Below are 20,442 nucleotides of genomic sequence, written 5' to 3'. Positions count from 1 at the left end.
ATGAAAGCAATATATTCATTCTTAATTCTTCTGTTGTTGATTACTTCTTGTGATGATTATCTTGTTGAGGAGCCAACAACCGAAATAACAGAGTCAGATTTTTTTACTTCTGAAGAGAATGCAATCAGGGCTGTAAATGCAGTATATGATCCATTAGGTTGGGGGGAATCCTCTATTCTTGGTCCTGGTGGTCATTCCTATGAATTTATAATTGGAGATATATGTACTGATGATTCCGAAAAAGGATCTACAAATGGCGATCAACCCGGAATTACTTTTCTAAAGAACTTTACTTCTGGAGCAGGATCGAGCAATTTGTCAGTCATGTGGAGTAAACACTATGTAGCAATCGCCAGGGCAAATTTTGTTCTCAAAAATCTTGAAAATGCTCCTCTTGACCAGTCCGTTATTGATGAACTTGAAGCTGAAGTAAAATTCATAAGAGCATATAGTTATTTTTTGCTGGTAAGAATTTTTGGGCCTGTTCCGCTATTTGACAAACCCGTAACTCCAGAACAGATTAATGCCAAGGACTTTACAAACACTCCTATCAATGAAATATACCTTCAAATAGAAGAGGATCTTAAATTTGCAATTGAAAAACTTCCAGTAAAAGGGGTGAGGGAGATTGGTAGAGCTAATAAAGGAGCGGCCGCTGCTTATTTAGCCAGAGCGATCATGTATCAGCTAGGTACAGATAATACGAATCAACACACGTGGCAGGAAGTTTTAGATTTAACTAACAATTTTATTGATGGTCTGTATGGTAGTTATTCCCTGGTGTCTAATTATGCAGAGCTGTTTGATCCAATAGGTGAAAACAATAATGAATCTATTTTTGAGATTCAATCCATTGACAATGATATTGACCCATATAATGAAGGACCTTATGTTGGTTCGGAATGGTCTATTTTCCAGCATCCCCAATTTATGGGCGGGTGGGGATTTAATACTCCAACTGATGATTTAGCAAATTCTTTTGAATCTAACGATCCCAGAAGGCATAATACTGCTTTGACAATTGGAGAGCATGCTTACGGAATTGAAATGATCGAGAGTATAAGAAATCAAACAGGATACTATCCAAAAAAGGCAATATTACCTCCAGGTACTTGGGGATCAGGTGGAGATGGCAAGAGAAAGGGTTCAGAATATAATGTGCGAAAATTCAGGTATGCCGATATACTTTTAATGAATGCGGAGGCAGCCTATTATACTGGTGATCCTTCCCAGGTAGTACTCCGACTAACTGAAATAAGAAACCGTGCAAGCCAAAGTACTTTCCCTCGTGGATATGATGCAAATGATCCTGAAGGATTTACTCCTACCGGCTTTTCACCTTTAGACAATACTGTTATCCCATCATCTGGTCAGGAATTGCTTGATTTTATTTATCTGGAAAGAAGAAGAGAATTTGGCATGGAGCAGCTAAGATTTTGGGATTTGGTTCGAACCGGACGTTACGTCACCACTATGGAGAACAAATATGGAACTCCCGGTTCAGTAATTCTAGATCACTCGTTTGTTTCTGGAGGAGAAAGAACTGAAGGTTTGACAATTGTAAACCCTATCCCGGTTTTTCCTATTCCAGCTTTCGAGGTAGCTGATTGGGGTATACTTCAAAATCCCGGATATAATTAATAAGTAACAAATTAAATAAACCTATAAATCATGAAATTGAAATTTAAAACCTTATTGATGAGTCTGACAATTGTTCTAGGAACAATGGTCTTATTGAATTCTTGTGATGACGATGATGATCCACTAACTTTTGATTCAAACCCGGAACAATTTTGTGCCGAAAATCCAGCAGATGCAAGATGTTTTGATTTTGATCCTGATGCGTTTTGTGATGCAAACCCATTTGATAATAAGTGTTGTATTCCTACTCAGGATGTAGATTGCTATTGTACCACAGGAGATAATGGCACTACAGATACAGAATATTGTTGTTTATTTAAATATAATCCAGAATGCTTCTGTACTGAAAACCCTGATGATCCACAGTGTGCACAGGACTTTGGAGTTGGAAATGGTATTGGTCTGGTTATTGATTTCGAATCAGGAACAGAATCTTTCGCACCTGATTTCTATAATCCTTCTGGACAAGTTGAATTTAATGGTAGCACCGAAATAGAAGCTGTTGAAGGTGATAGTTATATCTCGCTTGTTATGGCTGCAGATGATCCGGCCAGAGACTGGCATGATTTCAAATACTGGCCTTCTGCTATGGATAGTGATCCGGATAATGATAATGAGGCTCTTATAGACTTTTCTACAATGGCAGATCCTCATTTAAATTTCTGGTTGAATACAGGTGCAGATAGCGCAGCACTCACAATTGATTTTCAAACACTATTTGAGGATGGATTAGTTGGAGAGTGGGCTTATCACACTTTTCTACAGGATGCAACAAATGGTAAATGGAAATTGTATAGCGTAAGCTTAACTAGATTGTTTAGTAACGATGAAACCTTAGCAGAAGAAATTCCTGGTTTGGCGCTTCCAAATCAATCATGGGGTGGAACGGATAAAGAGTTTTCATTAACCAGTTATAATCACCAGATGATCAAATTTGCATTAATGGCACAGGACTGGGCTATTATGGGTGACTACGAAGCTCATTTAGATGCAATTTCCATTACAGATGGACCTTTAGAGCAATTACCGTGGATAGAGTAAAATAATGAAATTCGGTTAATGCACAATCAATATAAAGGCCGGCTCAAATGAGCTGGCTTTTACTTACCAATTCCTATGAAAAGAATATTATTTTTCCTTGTTGGACTTATATCGAGTGGTCTTTTGTTCGCTCAATCTTCAAGCTTATCACTTATAGATGAGAAAGCTACTAGAAAAACTAAAAACCTGTACGTATTTCTGGGAACCTTGAATAAGGACCAAATTATGTTCGGGCATCAGGATGATATTTTATACGGTCTTGACTGGAAGTATAACCTGGGATCCGATGTGGAATTAATTTCAGGAAATCGCCCTGCAGTTGTAGGCTGGGATATTGGTAAGCTCGGCCAAGAGGTAAATATTGATAGCTTTCGATTCGAACAGATTATCAAAGGAATAAAATATGTCTATAAGAAAGGTGGTATAAACACAATTTCATGGCATATGGATAATCCGCTGACGGGTGGTTCATCCTGGGATAAAGAGTCAGGTATTGGTGAACTATTACCTGGTGGATCAGGCCATGAGGCCTATCTTAATAAGCTGGATGAATTAGCTAGATTCATTAAGAAATGCAAGGTAGGATTGTTCACCAAAATCCCAATTATTCTCAGACCTTTTCATGAGCATAATGGTGATTGGTTTTGGTGGGGTAAAGCCTTCAATAAAGAGGAAGAATATATCTCTTTGTGGAGGTTTACTGTAGATTATCTGAAAAATGAAAAGAATTTACATAATCTGATTTATGCATTCAGTCCTGATAGAAGCAGGATGGAACTTACGTGGGAAAGTTACCATTACGGATATCCGGGAGATAATTATGTTGACATAATAGGTCTGGATAATTACTGGGATATGGGGCATCCGGTCAATCCTAAACCTTCTGAAGAGCAATTATTAGATTTTGCGAACAGCATAAAGTTAATTACCAACATTGCAAATAAGAGAAATAAGCTTGCTGCTTTGACCGAAACAGGAAATGAGACTGTTAAACTTCCTAATTGGTATACTCAAAGATTATTAGAACCATTGAAAAGTAGCAATGCTAACCTTGCATGGGTACTTGTATGGAGAAATGCTAATAAAGAGCACTATTTTGTTCCCTATAAAGGTCATCCCAATGAAGAGGATTTTATTGCCTTTGAACAAGATGAAAGCACCTTGTTTCTTAAGGATATTAGAAACCCATACAAGAAGAGCAAATGAGGTTTTTATTTATCCTATCTCTTTTATTTCTGACCCTTGATGTGATTTCACAGCAGGCCGATGCGGGTAGAGATACGGTGGTAATGGCTGAGGTTTTCCCTGCAAGTTTTACCCTGGATGCTTCAGGAAGCACTTCCGAAAATCCCATTTTAAATTACTTCTGGGTGTATCAGAACGATACTATAGGTAATGACATTTCTCTGGAAGTTTCAATATCTGAAAAGCAAAATCGGTTCACCCTAATTATTGAAGATGAACAAGGAAATACAGACTCAGATATCGTGGATATTTTTCTAGGTCATACCACAAATTATAATAAAAACAGACTTCCTCTTCGGGGAAATACCCTGCCAAGATTTGTTTCCGGCATGAATATAGCCTGGAAGGACTACGCTAACGACCTTAATGAGTTTACCCCAGCGGACAAAGAATACTATAAGGAAATGTTTGATTCAATAACTTCGAATGGCGGCAATGCTGTTCGTTGGTGGCTTCATACAAATGGAGCAAACACTCCTGAAATCAATACAAATGGTTTTGTAGTAGGGATTGACCTGGAAACTATTCAAGGGATGAAACAAGTTCTTGATATGGCTTATGATGAAGGGATAGTAATCAGCATGTGCTTGTGGTCATTTGATATGTTACAAAATCAAAATCAGGATAGAAGTGCCTTAAAGTTACTTCTTACCGATTCGGTTAATATTCAATCTTACGTTGACAATGCGTTGATTCCGGTATTAGAATTATTAGGAGACCACCCGGCCGTAATGACCTGGGAAATATTTAATGAACCAGAAGGAATGACTTCTAGATTTGGTTGGACTCCTGATCGAATAGAAATGTCTGATGTGCAGAGGTTCGTAAACATGTGTGCAGGGGCTATTCATAGAAACACTAACCAGGCATTGGTGTCGAACGGTGCATGGAATATAAGAACAAATACAGATGTAGATGGATTTAAAAATTATTACTCCAAAGAAAATCTAATAGCCGAAGGTGGCGATCAAGACGGGTATTTGGACTTTTATCAGGTACATTTCTACCCCGAACATTTTGGGCCAAATCAGTCACCTTTTCATCGTCCGGCCTCTTATTGGGAACTAGATGCTCCCGTAGTCATCGGTGAGTTCCCCGCAGATACTGTCGCAGGCCGTATTAATCCAGGGTTTTCGGTTGAAAAAGCTTATGAATTAGCTGTTCACTATGGGTATGCAGGAATAATGTCCTGGTCCTGGTCTTCGACATCTGATTTTAACAGAGATTTTAGTACCACTTCAAGGGGATTGAATGCTGTATCTGAGCTAATTCCTGACGACCTGGTAATACCAGCTGATATAGATATCGAAAGAATACCTTATGTGCTAAAAAATATAACACCCTATAGAGCTATTGTTGAAGATATTAGTGGAAATGAAGTTTACCTTGATCTTAAAAATTTCTTTAATGATGAGGAACAAGGAAATGATTTGAATTATAGCATCCTGGAAGTAACGGGTGAAACAGGAACTATACCAGTAATTCAAAACGACTCTGAAGTGGGGTTGGAATTTACAGATCCAAAGCCAGGGCTAACTCAAATTAATTTTCGGGCTGCAGATAATATTGGTTGGTATGCAGAAACTAAGTCAGTGGTTTTATTGGGGAGTTATGAAGGGAATGCACAAAATCAAGCTTACTTTAAACCAATCTATACTTCTACCGAAGCATTTGAAAAATTTAATGTCTATGCAAATGATGGAAATACAGCTACTGCCTGGGAGAGTAAATCATATGATTATGATACGTTAGTAATTGATCTCGAATCCAATTTAAGTCAAAACTTTTTTTCTATACAATGGGATAATTTATCCATTTCAACATTTGAGTTTCAAGTATCTGAAGATAGCTTGACGTGGCAAACTATCTTCGATGAAACGTATGGACTTAGCTCGGAGATTATTTATACAACAAATGAATCTATCTCAGGGCGCTTTCTTAGGTTATTATTGGCTAACAGTGATGAAAATCGAAATTTTAAGATTAATGAAATTACCTCAGAGTTTATTGAAAACAATCAACCACCTGAGGTAATTAAGCCCATTGAAGACTTAACCCTGCAACTGAGCAACGTTAAAAATATTAATAATTACATCAGGTTTGAAGATATTTTCATAGATGTAGAGCACCCACAATATTTAACTTTTCAAATTGAAAATTCTAATGATAATCTGGTTCGGCCTTTATTTTCAATTGGTGGTGTAGGTCTTACTTTGATTTTTGAAGATGACCAAACTGGTTCTTCTGTAGTAACTGTTACCGCCGTTGATCCATTTGGTGAAACTGTTTCAACATCTTTCAACATCGTGGTAGAGGATGATTTTCTTGGAATCCAGGAGGAGCTAAGTTCAATAATCATTTACCCTAACCCGGTAGAAAAAAGGCTGACTCTTGATATGAGCCGTCAAAATGAGATTCCTAATCAAATAGCTATTTATAATTCAGGAGGGCAATTAGTTGATCAATTTCAGAATTATAATCCTATTAAATCTTTAGATATAGGAGATTATACCCCTGGAATATACATTATTCAATTTATCTCTGATAGTGAGAAGTTATTCAAAAGATTTATTAAAAGATGAGAAAAAAGCTATACATAAAAATACACTATGTTGTTCAAAACATAATTGCAAATCCGTCAAGATCCATTTCGATGCTTTTATCTGGCTATTCAAATTATTTAGGAGAATACCTCAATCTTAGTCATCAGATTAACTCATTTCAGTTTTTAGAAAATAATTACCAATCACATGGATAATATTAAAAGACTTTTAAATGATCAAGAAGAGCTTCTGTCTAGAAAGAACGAAGTCGTACAAGATACTGGCGTTTTTAAAAGATATAAACATCCAATAATTACCTCAGATCACGTACCAGTTTTCTGGAAATATGATTTAAACCCTGAATCAAATCCATTGATGCTTGAAAGACAGGGTATCAATGCCGCATTTAATGCAGGCGCCATATTGTATGATAATAAATTCACCCTGGTGGTAAGGACTGAAGGCAATGACAGGAAATCATTTTTTGCGGTTGCCCAAAGCGACAATGGAATTGATAATTTCAGATACTGGGATTATCCAATCACCTTACCCCAGACTGATGAGCCCGATACCAATGTTTATGATATGAGGCTCACTAAACATGAGGATGGCTGGATATATGGATTGTTTTGTACCGAACGCAGGCCCAAAAACGCACCTGAATTTGATCAATCCGTCGCAGAAGCAAAGTGTGGTATTGCGAGGACCAAAAATTTAATTGATTGGGAAAGATTGCCTGATCTTGATTCAGGGAAAAGCCAGCAAAGAAATGTGGTCCTTCATCCAGAATTTGTCAATGGAAAATATGCCCTATATACAAGACCTCAGGATGGGTTTATTGATGCCGGAAGTGGTGGAGGAATTGCATGGGCGCTGATTGATAATATTGAAAAGCCAATAGTCAAGAATCAAAAAATTATAGATCCAAAGGTGTATCATACCATCAAGGAAGTGAAAAATGGTCAGGGGCCGACACCTATCAAAACTGACCAGGGGTGGCTTCACCTGGCCCATGGAGTAAGAAATACTGCCGCTGGACTGAGATATGTTTTATATATGTTTATGACTTCTTTGGATGATCCATCAGAAGTTATCTATTCCCCAGCTGGTCACTTCATGGCTCCCAGGGGCGATGAAAGAATTGGCGATGTTTCCAATGTCCTATTTACTAATGGATGGGTAGAGAAAAATGGAGATGTTTATATCTATTACGCTTCTTCGGATACCCGAATGCATGTCGCAACCAGCACAGTTGAGAGATTGATTGATTATTGCAAAAACACACCTGCTGATGGATTGACTTCTTATGCTTCCGTGAAAGCACGTAATGGTCTGATTAAAAAGAATTTAGAATATATGAAGAATGCAAAGCTTAGATAAGAATCTTGTAATAGGGAAATTGCCAATTTCCGAAAAAGTAGCTTATGGCCTTGGTGATTTTGCATCTTCTATGTTCTGGAAGTTGTTTTCCATGTATATGCTATTTTTTTATACCGATGTGTTTGGTATCTCGGCAGCTGCAGTTGGAACTATGTTTTTGGTGACAAGGGTATGGGATGCAGCCAATGATCCTATTATGGGTGTTATTAGCGACCGTACAACAACCAGGTGGGGAAAGTTCAGACCCTACCTTCTTTGGGTAGCAGTACCATTTGGTTTAATAGGTGTATTAACGTTTACCACACCTGATCTTAATGAATCAGGTAAGTTGATATATGCTTATGTGACATATACTTTAATGATGATGGTGTACACAGCTATAAATGTTCCTTATGGGTCTTTAATGGGAGTGATGTCTAATGATGGTGACCAACGAACATCGCTGGCTTCCTGGAGGTTTATTGGGGCTTTCTCAGGGGGGTTGTTTGTTACAGCTACTGCAAATTCTTTGATTGAATATTTTAGTAAAGGCAGAAGTGAGGCAGATGGCTTCCAGGTAACTATTACAATTTATGCAATCGTTGCGGCTGTACTATTTATTTTAGTATTTCTTGGTACAAGAGAACGCGTTATTCCAGAAGAGGAAAAATCTGGAACTCTTAAAGATGATGTAAAAGATCTTTGGAAAAATAAGCCCTGGTTTATCATGCTGGGAGCTAATATTTCAACGCTCATTTTTATTTCAATGCGCGATGGATCTATTCTTTTTTACTTCAAATATGTAGTTGGTGATCAGGTTGTTAAAGTTTTTGGCAATACCTATGAGTGGTCATCTGCAAATCTTTCTTCTGCATATATGTCTATTTGGTTAGCCACCAATATCATTGGTGTTGTCTTAGCTAAACCACTTTCATCTCGCTTTGGTAAGAAAAATACTTTTATTCTCTCAGCATTAACCTCTGCCATATTCAGTTTTGCATTCTTTTTTGTCGAACCGAATCAGATTTTTACTATTTACGGATTAAACATTCTACTTGGTATAAGTTCAGGCATTGTATTACCCCTTGGCTGGTCGATGTACGCAGACATAGCAGATTATTCTGAATGGAAGACTGGAAGACGAGCTACCGGGCTTGTATTTTCATCGGGGTCTATGTCTCAAAAATTTGGTTGGACAATTGGAGGTGCATTATCAGGTTGGATGCTGAGCGCATTTGGGTTTGAACCCAATGTTGAACAGACAGAAACGGCTATTCTGGGAATAAGACTTATGATAAGCGTGATTGCGGGGCTGGGAGCATTTATGGCATTTCTTTTTATTCGATCATACAAACTGGATGAGGAAACAATGTCAAAAGTAAAGAAGGATTTGATCAAAGAGAAAGAAAAGGATTTTGTAGCAGCTTAGGTATGAAATGATTCAGATTTATATGATAAAAGAATTAAATCCTCTGGAATTCAAAAATGAGCTGATCAATATTTTGGATTATTGGTCAACTAATATGCAAGATGAAACCCGTGGCGGTTTTTATGGAAGAATTGATGGGAAGAATGAATTACATGAAAAAGCTAATAAAGGAGTAATCCTGAATTCACGAATATTATGGACCTTTTCGGCTGCTTTTAATCTAATATCTGATCCGAAATATAAAAAGATAGCAGATAGAGCATTCCATTACTTTATCGATCATTTCATAGATCAAAAGTTTGGTGGAGTTTATTGGTTGTTGGATGTTATTGGGAATCCAGTAGAGACAAAAAAGCAAATATACGCTCAGTCTTTTGCTATTTATGGATTGACGGAATATTATAAAATTACCCGGGAAGAAAAAGCATTATCTATCTCTATAGATCTTTTTAATTTAATTGAAAAGCATGCTTTTGATCCTGATAAAAATGGATACTATGAAGCTCTTGATCGGTCGTGGAATCCCAGAGATGATGTGAGATTAAGTGAAAAGGACTTGAATGCCCAAAAAACTATGAATACCCATCTTCATATTCTTGAAGCATATACAAATTTATATCAGGTTTGGAAAAATGATAAATTAAGAGATAAATTAAAAAACCTAATTGATATAATGATTGTTTTGTTTGTATCTTCAGAGAATCACTTTAATCTTTTTTATGATGATAACTGGAAGCTTCTAAGTGATGAGTTTTCATTTGGGCATGATATAGAAGGTAGTTGGTTGTTGTTTGAAGCCGCAGAAATTCTGGATGACGAAGAAATTTTAAGAAAGGTTGAAAAAACAGTTATTGACATGGTTGAGGCCTCACTGAAAGGAATGGATTCAGATGGTGGACTTATGAATGAAGGAGATGAATCCGGTATTACAGATTCTGATAAACATTGGTGGCCTCAGGCCGAAGCATTGGTGGGGTTAATCAATGCCTGGCAACTAACAAAGAATATAAAGTATTTGGAACAAGCGTCTAAAACCTGGATATTTATTAAAAGTAAACTTGTGGATAAGGAGCATGGAGAATGGTTTTGGAAAGTATCTAAAGAAGGAGTGAAAGATACGGAGGAAGATAAAGCCGGCCCCTGGAAATGTCCCTATCACAATGGTAGAGCAATGATAGAATGCTATTTGCGATTAAAGAATTAGTTTAACGGGTCAAATATATGAGAGTTAGGTTTTTAATACATTTTATTCCCATTTTTTACTCAGTGTTTAGTGTATTTGCACAGACCGATATCAGGTTTGAAAATATGGGGATGGAACGAGGCCTTTCTAATATGAACACTTCCTGTATTATCCAAGACTCATTGGGGTATATTTGGGTTGGTACCGATGATGGCCTTAATAAATTTGATGGATATGAGTTTACCACCTTTACCTATGGTTCAAATGATAATGAAAATTTAAATATTAGTAATAATAGAATTTTTGATTTGATCGAAGGAGATTCAAGTAATCTTTGGATAGGTACATATGATGGGCTAAATAAATACGATAGACGACTAAACCGGTTTTTTACTTATCGCCCTGTTTCACAAAAAAATAATTCTGATGCTAATATAATTTATTCTCTTTTCATATCAGGTAATTCTATTCTATGGGTCGGTACAGGGGCTGGATTATATGCATTTGACACTCAAAAAAACATATTTATAGATTTACCGGAAAGTTTTCAGTTATTAAATGCTCAGACTATTCATAGCATTTTAAAAGGACCCGATGGTTCTTTGTTTGTTGGAGCTGAAAATGGAATTTACATTGTTAAGAATAATCAAATTGAACTCTTAAATACAGAATTATATAGTTCAAGAAAGATAATATCGCTTTTATTTGATAAGGACAACAATCTCTGGGTAGGCCATTTTAATTCAGGAATAAGCATTATTGACTTTAGTGATTCGACTAGTACTTTTCTTAGGAAAGGTCCTGAAAGCTTGTTGCCTGATAATTATGTATATGACATCACGCAAAATGAAGCAGGGGAGATTTGGGTAGCAACTGATAATGGATTGTCGCTATACAAAGGAGATGGGATATTTGAAACTTACACGAGTACAGTTGGAGATATTTATAGCCTGTCGAGCGATATTATTACAAGTATTCTCATTGATGATCAGGAAAGAATGTGGGTATCTACCCGACTGGGAGGGATCTGCATGTACGACCCTTATCGCCATCAATTTAATCACATTAAAAAGAAAGGTTACGAACCAGGGAGTTTGTCAAGTGATAAAATCACAGGTTTTACGGAGACTCAAGATGGCAAACTTGTCGTTGGAACTGATGGGGGAGGAATTAATATATATAATGAGAAGGACCATTCTTTTAAAAAATTAACAAAGAAAGAAAATGGTTTGGCAAGTGATAAAACGTTATCCTTAAAATATGATAGTAAAGGAAATCTGTGGGTAGGTACCTGGGGGAATGGCTTAAACAAGATATCTCCAAGTGGTCAAATCACTCATTATGTTCATAATGAAAACAACAAAAATTCTTTAACAGATAACAATATTTATGAGATTTTCGAAGATTCTAAAAAGAATATTTGGATTGGAACATGGGGAAATGGAATTAGCAAATATGATCCCATAAATGACCATTTTATAAATTATACACATAATCCTGATAATCCCGAATCATTTGCCGGGTCCGCAATAAATCAAATTGCAGAGGATTATAACGGAGATTTATTAATTGTAACTGAATTCAAAGGCTTGGATAGATTTGATCCTGAATCAGGTAAGTTCCAGCATTATAAAGCTGGTGATGAATCATCAATTGCCCTTAATGCATTGAATAGTGTATTGGTAGACAGCAAAAATAGAATTTGGATTGGAACGAATGGGGCAGGACTTAATTTATACGACAGGGAAACTGATTCTTTTAAATTGTTCACGACAAAAGATGGTTTGCCTAATAATGTGATTGTCGGCTTACTTGAGGATGAAAAAAGTAACATTTGGATCAGTACAAATAGAGGTATAAGTAAATTCGATCCTGTTTTAAAGACATTTCAAAATTTTGATGTGGATGATGGATTGCAAGGCTTTCAATTTATGCCTAGAAGTTCGTATAAACTTTCTGATGGTAGATTAGTGTTTGGAGGAAATAATGGGTTTAATCTTTTCAATCCATATGATATAAAGACAGATAATAATTCTCCAAATGTTTATCTCTCAGGAGTTAGTTTGTTTCATGAACCTCTTAGGGTGGGAGGGAATCACGATATTCTTAAAAACAGTCTGCTATATACTGAAAGTATAACCCTGAAAAACGATCAGAATTTTTTCACTATTCATTATACAGGAATAAATTTTACCTCTCAAAACGACATAGTTTATGCATACCAGATGTCGAATTTGAATAATGATTGGGTGTATTTAGGTAAAGAAAGATTTATATCATTTACCACTTTGAAACCTGGTGATTATACCTTTCGGGTAAAAGCATCTATTAATGGTGTCGATTGGTCTGAAAATCCTGCGGAAATAGCAATCAAAATTTTACCTCCGTGGTGGAAAACTATCTGGGCATACATATTATTTAGTGTAGGCTTTATTATGCTTTTGATTGGCTTTAGGTATCTTATAATTGCCAGAACTACCTACAAGAATAACTTAAAACTAGCCAGACTTGAAAGGGAAAATCTTGAAAACACTAATAAAGCAAAACTTCAGTTTTTCACTAATGTTTCACACGAGTTTCGAACTCCACTCACTTTGATTTTAGGACCAATTGAAAATCTTATTGAAACAAGTACTGATAAGTTTACAAAAAAACAATTAAGGATTGTTAAAGGAAATGCATCCAGGCTTCTTAGACTTATAAATCAACTTTTAGATTTCCGTAAGGCAGAATCAGGAAACCTCAAAATTAGTGTCGCAGAGGGGAATTTTGTAAAGTTTGTTAAAGAAATTAAATTATCATTTGACTCCAGGGCTGAAGAATTAGGTATACTATTTAATATTTACTACTCTTCAAACATAATTAATCTATATTTTGACAGGGATCAATTTGAGAAAATCCTTTACAATTTACTTTCTAATTCATTCAAAAATACTCCCAAAGGAGGAGAGGTAACGATTAAAATTGTCGAAAACCACGAAACTGTTGATTTGATAGTTGAGGATAATGGTATTGGTATACCTAAGGAGAATTTTGAAAAAATATTTACCAGATTTTATTCAGGTGAAACAGCAATAGGAGGGACTGGGATCGGTTTGGCACTGGTAAATAGCCTGGTCCGCCTGCATCATGCAGAAATTACTTTTAATAGTATTCAAAATGAACTGACGGAGTTTAAAATTACAATTAGGAAAGGTAGCGATCATTTTAATGAAGAGCAGATAATTGACGATTTTAGAAATAGTGAAAAGATTGAAAAGTATCTGGATGACGCATTGATTGCAAATGAGGAAGACTTAAAGGGAAATGAAGTAAATAATATTGATATAAAGGATTTTGATAAAATCCTTATTGTGGAGGATAACATTGATGTCAGATCATTTATAAAGTCTACATTCTTAAGGAAATATATTGTTTTAGAAGCTTCAAATGGAGAAGAGGCTCTTGAAATTGCAATAGATGAAGTTCCGGATTTAATTATAAGTGATGTAATGATGCCTGTAATGGATGGAATCACTCTTTGTAAAAACCTCAAAACAAATACAAAGACCTCTCATATTCCTGTTATTTTACTTACAGCAAGAACATCGTTAATTTTCGAAACTGAAGGTTATGAAAGTGGGGCAGATGATTATATTTCAAAGCCCTTTTCGAGTAGTTTGTTAAAAGTACGAGTAAATAATTTAATTCGACAGAGGAGGAAGCTTAGAGAAATTTTTAATGAGAGAAATGAACTTCAGTTAGAACCAGGTATGATTTCATTTACCTCATCAGATGAAGTTTTTATAAAGACAGCTTTAGAAAGCATAGAAAATAATATGTCGAACTCTGACTATTCAGTGGAGGATCTTGGTAGGGATGTAGGATTGAGTAGAATGCAATTATATAGAAAGCTAAAAGCCATGTTAGGTCTATCTGGCAATGAATTCATAAGGAATATCCGGCTGAAAAGAGCAGCGCAATTACTTAAAACCGGTGAATATACAGTCTCTGAGGTTACATACTTGTGTGGTTTTTCTGATCTTCAATATTTTAGGAAATGTTTTAAAAAACAGTTTAAAGTAAATCCATCAAATTATAAAGAAGAAGCCCATAATGGTTTAAATGAGAATGAGGACCAATTGTAATATTTACCTGTCATATTTGGTAGATATGACCCTGTATTAGTGTCATTGTTTTATAGAATTTCGTCATATGAAATTCAATGTATTTTTAATTCTGTTTTTAATAAACACTTCATTTTACTCTCAGGAAATTGATTTCATAAGAGTTGATTCTGGTCATTTTTATCAGGGTAAAGAAAAATATAGTTTCCTCGGTGCTAACTATTGGTATGGCATGTATTTGGGAATGGAATCAGGACCTGGCGATAGGGATCGACTAATAAGAGAATTAGATCATTTGAAATCACTGGGAATAAAAAATCTACGAATACTAGGGTCCTCTGAAGGAAGTGGGATGTATCAGATAACACCTGCGTTATTGGTTTCCAAAGGCAAGTATAATGAAGCGGTTTTTAAAGGGTTAGACTATTTCTTAAATGAAATAAGAAAACGAGACATGACCGCTGTTGTGGTGTTAAATAATTTTTGGATGTGGAGTGGAGGGATGCCTCAATATATTTCCTGGGCTGAAGGTACAGAAATTCCCTTGCCTGATATTGAAAAGAATGGCACTTGGGAGCCGTTTATTAATTACTCTCTTTTGTTTTATGATAACAAAAAAGCACAAAGACTTTTCAGGAAGCACTTAAGAAAGATTGTTAACCGCCGAAATACAATATCCGGTATTAAATATAAGAATGACCCAACCATACTTTCCTGGCAATTAGCCAATGAGCCAAGGGGGTATAATAAAAAAGAGGAGTATAGGGTATGGATTAAAACAACATCTGATTTTCTGGATCGAATTGATGGGAACCACATGATTTCACTCGGGGCTGAAGGAGATGGAGGATCAGAAAGGGATGGGATTGATTTATATAAAGACAATCATTTTGAAGCTATTGATTATGCAACAATTCATCTTTGGATTCAAAACTGGGGCTGGTATGATCCTTATAACGTGGAGACATTTTCAGAAGCAATTCAAAAAGCACAACAGTATTTGGATAATCAATTAAATAAAGCAGCTAAGTTAAAGAAACCTGTTGTTATTGAAGAGTTTGGGGTTAGTAGGGATAATGCTGATTTTTCAATGACTTCACCAATTCACTACAGAAATAAATTTTATGAATATCTATTTGATTATACCTATAAAAATATAAAAGAAGGTGGTTTGATTCAGGGGTGTAACTTCTGGTCATGGGGAGGAGAAGGAAAGGCATCTGAACCGGGAGGAATGTGGGGAAAAAATAGTGATTTGATAGGGGATCCCCCACATGAGAGACAAGGATGGTATTCTGTATATGATCATGATACCACCACTATCAAAATTATAAATGAATATGCAATCAAAATTAATGAATTAGTAAAATGATAAAGTATTTTAAAACAGGTGTATTGGTTCTAATTGGGATATTAATTGTTTATCAGATCTATATTTTTTTTAAGCCTGATAATAATGATAAGCCTTCTATCCCGAATATATCACTAGTCCTTTTAGATAATACTATAACATCAGTTGCAAGTTTAGGAGATAATAAACATACAATTGTTTTTCTGATAAATTCTCAATGTGATTACTGTAAAATGGAAATAGGTGAGGTTAAAAATTATATGGATAGCTTTGTGAACACAGAGGTAGTATTTGTGTTATTTGAAGAACTGGAAGTGATTAAAGATTTAAAAAAATCTGTTTTTCCGGAAGAAAGCTCATCTATTACTTTTGCTCAGGCCAAGAAAGAGGAAGTTAATCCATTTTTAGAAAAAGAATTAGTTTATCCATATATGCTATGGTACGATGATAATGGTATTCAAAAAGTACAACATAGAGGTCTTTATCCAATTGAAAGAATAGTTGATTCTATTAATAATAACGATTAATCATAATACAATTGGATTTACCAGAGATATTTAAAATTAAAGGAGTAATGCAAAATTATTCCTGGGGAGGTGAATGTTTCCTTCCTCATTTGGTGGGTATTCAGCCTGATGGTAATACCTATGCAGAGTATTGGATGGGAGACCATATTAAAGGCCCTTCAATAGTAGAAAACAATGGTCAGTCCCTTAAAGAACTCATTGAACAAAAACCGATCGAATTATTGGGTTATCCTGTTTTTAAAAAATTTGGAAGGCTGCCATATTTGTTTAAGGTGTTAGATGTAAATGACATGTTATCCATACAAGTTCATCCTTCCAAGAAAGAAGCTGAAAAGGGCTATACAAAAGAGAATGAAAAAGGAATACCTCTCAATTCTTCTTATAGGAATTATAAGGACAACAATCATAAACCTGAGATTATGGTTGCCCTTAGTGAATTTTGGCTTTTACATGGATTTTTATCAGATAATGATTTAGGTGATAATTTAAAACAGGTGCCAGAATTAGCTCATTTGTTGCCTGTCTTTAAAGAAGGCTCTATTAAAAAGTTATATCAGCAAGTGATGCTTGAGCCACAATCAGAAACAGATAAAGTATTATCTGCATTAAAAAGCAGACTTTTATCTTCTAAGCTTGAATGGAATAAGTCGAGCCCGGAATATTGGGCAAAAAAAGCATTTGAATCTTTTTGTATTGATAATAAAATGGATAAAGGTATATATTCCATATTCTTTTTCAACATTGTCAAATTGAATCCAGGAGAGGCAATTTTTCAAGATGCAGGAATTCCCCATGCATATTTAGAAGGTCAGAATATGGAATTGATGGCTAATTCTGATAATGTATTACGGGGTGGTCTGACACAAAAAAATGTTGACGTACCTGAGTTATTGAGAAATATTAAATTTGAGTCTATTCTACCTGTTAAATTAGAAGGTGAACTTCAGTCTGATAACATAGAAAGAGTTTATAAGAGCCCTGCGAAGGATTTCGAACTAAGTCAGCTTTCTTTATCAGTGGATTCTTTATATTCAAGCATTTCGAATAATCTGGAGATTTTTATTGTGCTTGAGGGAGAAGTGGTTGTTTCTGGTCATTCATTATTAAAACTAAATAAAGGTGAGGTTTTTGGTGTGAAAGCAGGAGCAAAGTATACATTGAAAAGTAATGAGAGTGCAATTATCTATAAAGCAAAATGTCCTGTAGAATTATGAATCAATTAAATGAGCTTAAGATTATATTTTGATAAAAGCTTATCCACATTGTTCTTAATAGCGTTCTGGCCATTCTAAACCCATAGCAGAAGCTGTGATAGGTCCAACGATACCATCATCACCATCTAACCCGAAGTTTACTTCCTGAAACTCTAAAACAGCTCTCAGGCTTCTTGAACCAAAATCTCCGTCGATTCTTCCTTCATAAAAATTTTTGTTCTTGAGAATTTTTTGAACTTCCTTAACCAATTTACCTTGAGACCCATATCTCAAACGGGGTGATAATTTCGTGTTTCCTTGTGTAGCTACTTTCAAAGCATCCTTTCCGTTTAACAATAAATAGTTAAAAGACTTCTGATCAATATCGTATGCATTTTGCCTGAAATATTTCCAGGGACCAGTTTCAGGGAGTAAATCTAAATTTGGGTCTACTCTTCGTTTGCATTTTGGATATCCTACGATTACCTGGCAACCTGCACTGGCAAAATTCTGATCACTAGCGCTCATGCACCAGGCGGCATGAATATTATCGTAAGGTCTAGTGTATTCCACTCTGTCATCATTATCGTAATCAGCATCATCCATTGTTCTTCTTACTGGTAATTTATTATCTTGTCTGAATGCCTCATGTCCTGTAGGTTTTCCTGCTTTATGCCATCCTTTTCTATAATCACTATAATATCCCGTAAGTAACATATTAGTACCTCTGCCATTTTTAGGAATAGATTTGCTAACATAGTTAAAATGAGGTACTGTACTTCCCGGGAAGAGAGCAATTCCTTTTTCTTTATGATACTGACCTATTATGCAGTTGGGATGTATATGATCGTAGTTTATTATTTCAATAGTGTGTTCCTCTTTAAATTCCATTGAATCATCATGTATCGTCGTACAACCTCTTAAACCAAAAAATATCATTTCGTTTTCTGGAAGCATAAATTGATTTATCACTGATAATTTTTGTAAGTGTGATGCTTTAAATATGAACATAACTTCAGGGGTAAAATGGAACTTAAAGGATTACGAAAAAAAAGTAGCCATTATAATATTTCAATGCCTTTCTGAATTTCTTTAAATTCTTTTCAATATTAAATACCCAAGGTTGGGTATATTTTTAAGGTCTTAGAATGATTAAAAGGGTTAAAAAGTTAATTAGGCTGTATTTAAACTAAATAATTAAACCCGGAATTTGTTTTAGAATAATATGTTGATTTGTCGTTGTTTTGACACTATTTATTCTGTGATTATGGTTGTTAGTCAAACAATTAAATCTTAAATTATGTTATAGCCGTAAATAGTTCTAAACACCAAGAGTATTATGAAAAATAAATCCATCAACCTAATAGCCATATTGTTTGTTGCTACCTTGTTTATAACAAGCTGTTCAAATTATAATGAATACGTAACCGATTCTGATTATTCATACAAAGGAGTCTTTAAGAAATATAAAACTTTTGCCTTCGTGGATATGTATTCAGAACATCCGATTGATACTACCCTTGAGAATATGATACGGGATGAAATTTTCTATCGTATGAATGTAAGAGGGTATAATTACAAGGATAAGAATCCTAATATTTTGGTTTTCTATAAGTTATATGAGGAAGATTTTAAATATACAGGCTACAATCAGCCAGAATTAGAATATTATGTAAAGTATCAGCCTGATGATGAAGAAGAGATCGAAAAGAACGATGAGGCTTATGATCCCATAAAGATACCGTTAGTAAGAGGGACTATGCTTATTCAGCTCATGGACCGTAAAAAAGGAGCTACAATATGGCAAGGATATGCCAGTGGTTTATACGCAGGTACCTATACAGATAATCAGAAGATTGTTAAAAATGCCGTCCGATCTATTTTTGATCGTTACCGACTATTTGTTGAAGAACAACAGAGGGCTTCAGGAACCTTTTAAGCGTTCATTCTTAGGAATTTTATTACCTTAACATAAAAAAATACAATTGATTTTATATATTTGAGGTCAATTGTATTTTTTTATGGTTAGGATTTATTACTTCATACTTGCATTTACGTTTTTAATCCCTGCTACTTCTTTTTCTCAGCTTTATATGGGGCCTGAAATAGGAGTAAGTCATGGCTATTCTTATATCGGAAGTAGTTCTGAAAGAGAGCGATCTACATATAGTTTTAAGCCTGGTTTTTCTGCAGGTCTCTCTGTTCACTATGATATTTCTGATGTATTTGCGATCCAAAGTGGAGCATTATTTACTGTAGAGGGTAAAAACCAAACTCAGACTGAGTTAAACTACAAAAATAGAGCTAATTATCGATACCTTGATTTTCCTCTGAATCTAAGGATTAGTTTGCCTACTGGTAATAGCCGATTCTTTTTTAGTGTGGGGCCATCTTTAAACCTTTTTCTGGGTGGTAGTGGAACAATTACACCCCAAGTTGGCAGTCCACTGACCTTTGAAGAATTAAATTATACTTTTAAGGAAGGACCAAGAGATGGAGATCGATCCACTTTTAATGCTTCTGATTTAAACAGGGTTGGATGGAGTATGAATTTTGGATTTGGATATTTTTATAAATTTGAGCGAGGTTATATCGTTTCTCTTGAAGCGCAATATAGAAGAGGGCATTCAAATATTGGAAGGGATGACGAAATTTTTGTTGATCCTTATGGTGAGTTTTTGAACGTTAAACATGATATAGAAAGCTCACCTCAGTCTTTTTATATCGGAGTTACTTTACTTAAGCAAGTTAAATTTTTCACAATCCAAAGAAAAAGTCATAGTAGAAGATCAACTGGTCCTAGGCGATAAATATCACGTTCTTT

The 20,442-nt window shown here is 35.2% G+C and carries 15 protein-coding genes; 14 read left to right on the top strand and 1 reads right to left on the bottom strand.

Annotated features, from left to right (window positions below; translation table 11 throughout):
- The 12 genes from OO013_RS00255 to manA all read left to right on the top strand — a co-directional run bounded on the left by OO013_RS00255 (position 1) and on the right by manA (position 17,639).
- On the top strand, positions 1-1,641 hold the full coding sequence (locus tag OO013_RS00255) for a RagB/SusD family nutrient uptake outer membrane protein (protein ID WP_266054506.1): 1,641 nt from the start codon (positions 1-3) through the stop codon (positions 1,639-1,641).
- A gap of 30 nt (positions 1,642-1,671) precedes the next feature.
- Positions 1,672-2,682, top strand: coding sequence for a hypothetical protein (locus OO013_RS00250; protein ID WP_266054504.1), 1,011 nt, complete (start codon positions 1,672-1,674; stop codon positions 2,680-2,682).
- A gap of 75 nt (positions 2,683-2,757) precedes the next feature.
- The gene (locus OO013_RS00245) at positions 2,758-3,888 is read left to right on the top strand and encodes a glycoside hydrolase family 26 protein (RefSeq protein WP_266054503.1); all 1,131 of its coding nucleotides are present in this window, start codon (positions 2,758-2,760) and stop codon (positions 3,886-3,888) included.
- Positions 3,885-6,509 carry a T9SS type A sorting domain-containing protein gene (locus tag OO013_RS00240; protein ID WP_266054502.1) on the top strand — a complete coding sequence of 875 codons (2,625 nt, stop codon included), beginning with the start codon at positions 3,885-3,887 and terminating at the stop codon, positions 6,507-6,509. The genes OO013_RS00245 and OO013_RS00240 overlap by 4 nt, the downstream gene beginning before the upstream one ends.
- Entirely contained in the window at positions 6,506-6,685 is a 180-nt protein-coding gene (locus tag OO013_RS00235; RefSeq protein WP_266054501.1) for a hypothetical protein, read from the top strand. The genes OO013_RS00240 and OO013_RS00235 overlap by 4 nt, the downstream gene beginning before the upstream one ends.
- Positions 6,678-7,850: a glycoside hydrolase family 130 protein gene (locus OO013_RS00230; protein WP_305067167.1), complete on the top strand. Its 1,173-nt coding sequence runs from the start codon at positions 6,678-6,680 to the stop codon at positions 7,848-7,850. The genes OO013_RS00235 and OO013_RS00230 overlap by 8 nt, the downstream gene beginning before the upstream one ends.
- On the top strand, positions 7,834-9,258 hold the full coding sequence (locus OO013_RS00225) for an MFS transporter (RefSeq protein ID WP_266054500.1): 1,425 nt from the start codon (positions 7,834-7,836) through the stop codon (positions 9,256-9,258). Before OO013_RS00230 ends, OO013_RS00225 begins: the two co-directional genes overlap by 17 nt.
- Positions 9,259-9,280: 22 nt before the next feature.
- Positions 9,281-10,462, top strand: a complete 1,182-nt coding sequence (locus tag OO013_RS00220) for an AGE family epimerase/isomerase (RefSeq protein WP_266054499.1) — start codon at positions 9,281-9,283, stop codon at positions 10,460-10,462.
- A gap of 17 nt (positions 10,463-10,479) precedes the next feature.
- Positions 10,480-14,568, top strand: coding sequence for a two-component regulator propeller domain-containing protein (locus tag OO013_RS00215; protein ID WP_266054498.1), 4,089 nt, complete (start codon positions 10,480-10,482; stop codon positions 14,566-14,568).
- 67 nt (positions 14,569-14,635) lie between these two features.
- On the top strand, positions 14,636-15,919 hold the full coding sequence (locus tag OO013_RS00210) for a glycoside hydrolase 5 family protein (RefSeq protein WP_266054497.1): 1,284 nt from the start codon (positions 14,636-14,638) through the stop codon (positions 15,917-15,919).
- Positions 15,916-16,425 carry a hypothetical protein gene (locus OO013_RS00205; RefSeq protein WP_266054496.1) on the top strand — a complete coding sequence of 170 codons (510 nt, stop codon included), beginning with the start codon at positions 15,916-15,918 and terminating at the stop codon, positions 16,423-16,425. The genes OO013_RS00210 and OO013_RS00205 overlap by 4 nt, the downstream gene beginning before the upstream one ends.
- A gap of 11 nt (positions 16,426-16,436) precedes the next feature.
- Entirely contained in the window at positions 16,437-17,639 is a 1,203-nt protein-coding gene (gene manA, locus OO013_RS00200) for a mannose-6-phosphate isomerase, class I (protein WP_266054495.1), read from the top strand.
- 54 nt (positions 17,640-17,693) lie between these two features.
- On the opposite strand, the gene OO013_RS00195 is transcribed toward manA, so the two are convergent.
- Positions 17,694-18,575, bottom strand: a complete 882-nt coding sequence (locus OO013_RS00195; protein ID WP_266054494.1) for a peptidoglycan-binding protein — start codon at positions 18,573-18,575, stop codon at positions 17,694-17,696.
- A 382-nt stretch (positions 18,576-18,957) separates the two neighbouring features.
- Here OO013_RS00195 and OO013_RS00190 point away from each other — a divergent pair, with 382 nt between their 5' ends.
- Both OO013_RS00190 and OO013_RS00185 read left to right on the top strand, forming a co-directional pair.
- Positions 18,958-19,557: a DUF4136 domain-containing protein gene (locus OO013_RS00190; protein ID WP_266054493.1), complete on the top strand. Its 600-nt coding sequence runs from the start codon at positions 18,958-18,960 to the stop codon at positions 19,555-19,557.
- Positions 19,558-19,639: 82 nt separating this feature from the next.
- A complete protein-coding gene (locus OO013_RS00185) occupies positions 19,640-20,428 on the top strand; it encodes a porin family protein (protein WP_266054492.1) in 789 nt (262 codons plus the stop codon).
- Positions 20,429-20,442: the final 14 nt, after the last annotated feature.

The sequence above is a fragment of the Mangrovivirga halotolerans genome (assembly GCF_026241165.1).
Lineage (GTDB): Bacteria > Bacteroidota > Bacteroidia > Cytophagales > Cyclobacteriaceae > Mangrovivirga > Mangrovivirga halotolerans.
The sequence above is the reverse complement of the archived record's forward strand: the minus strand, read 5'-3'. Positions and strand labels throughout refer to the sequence as shown.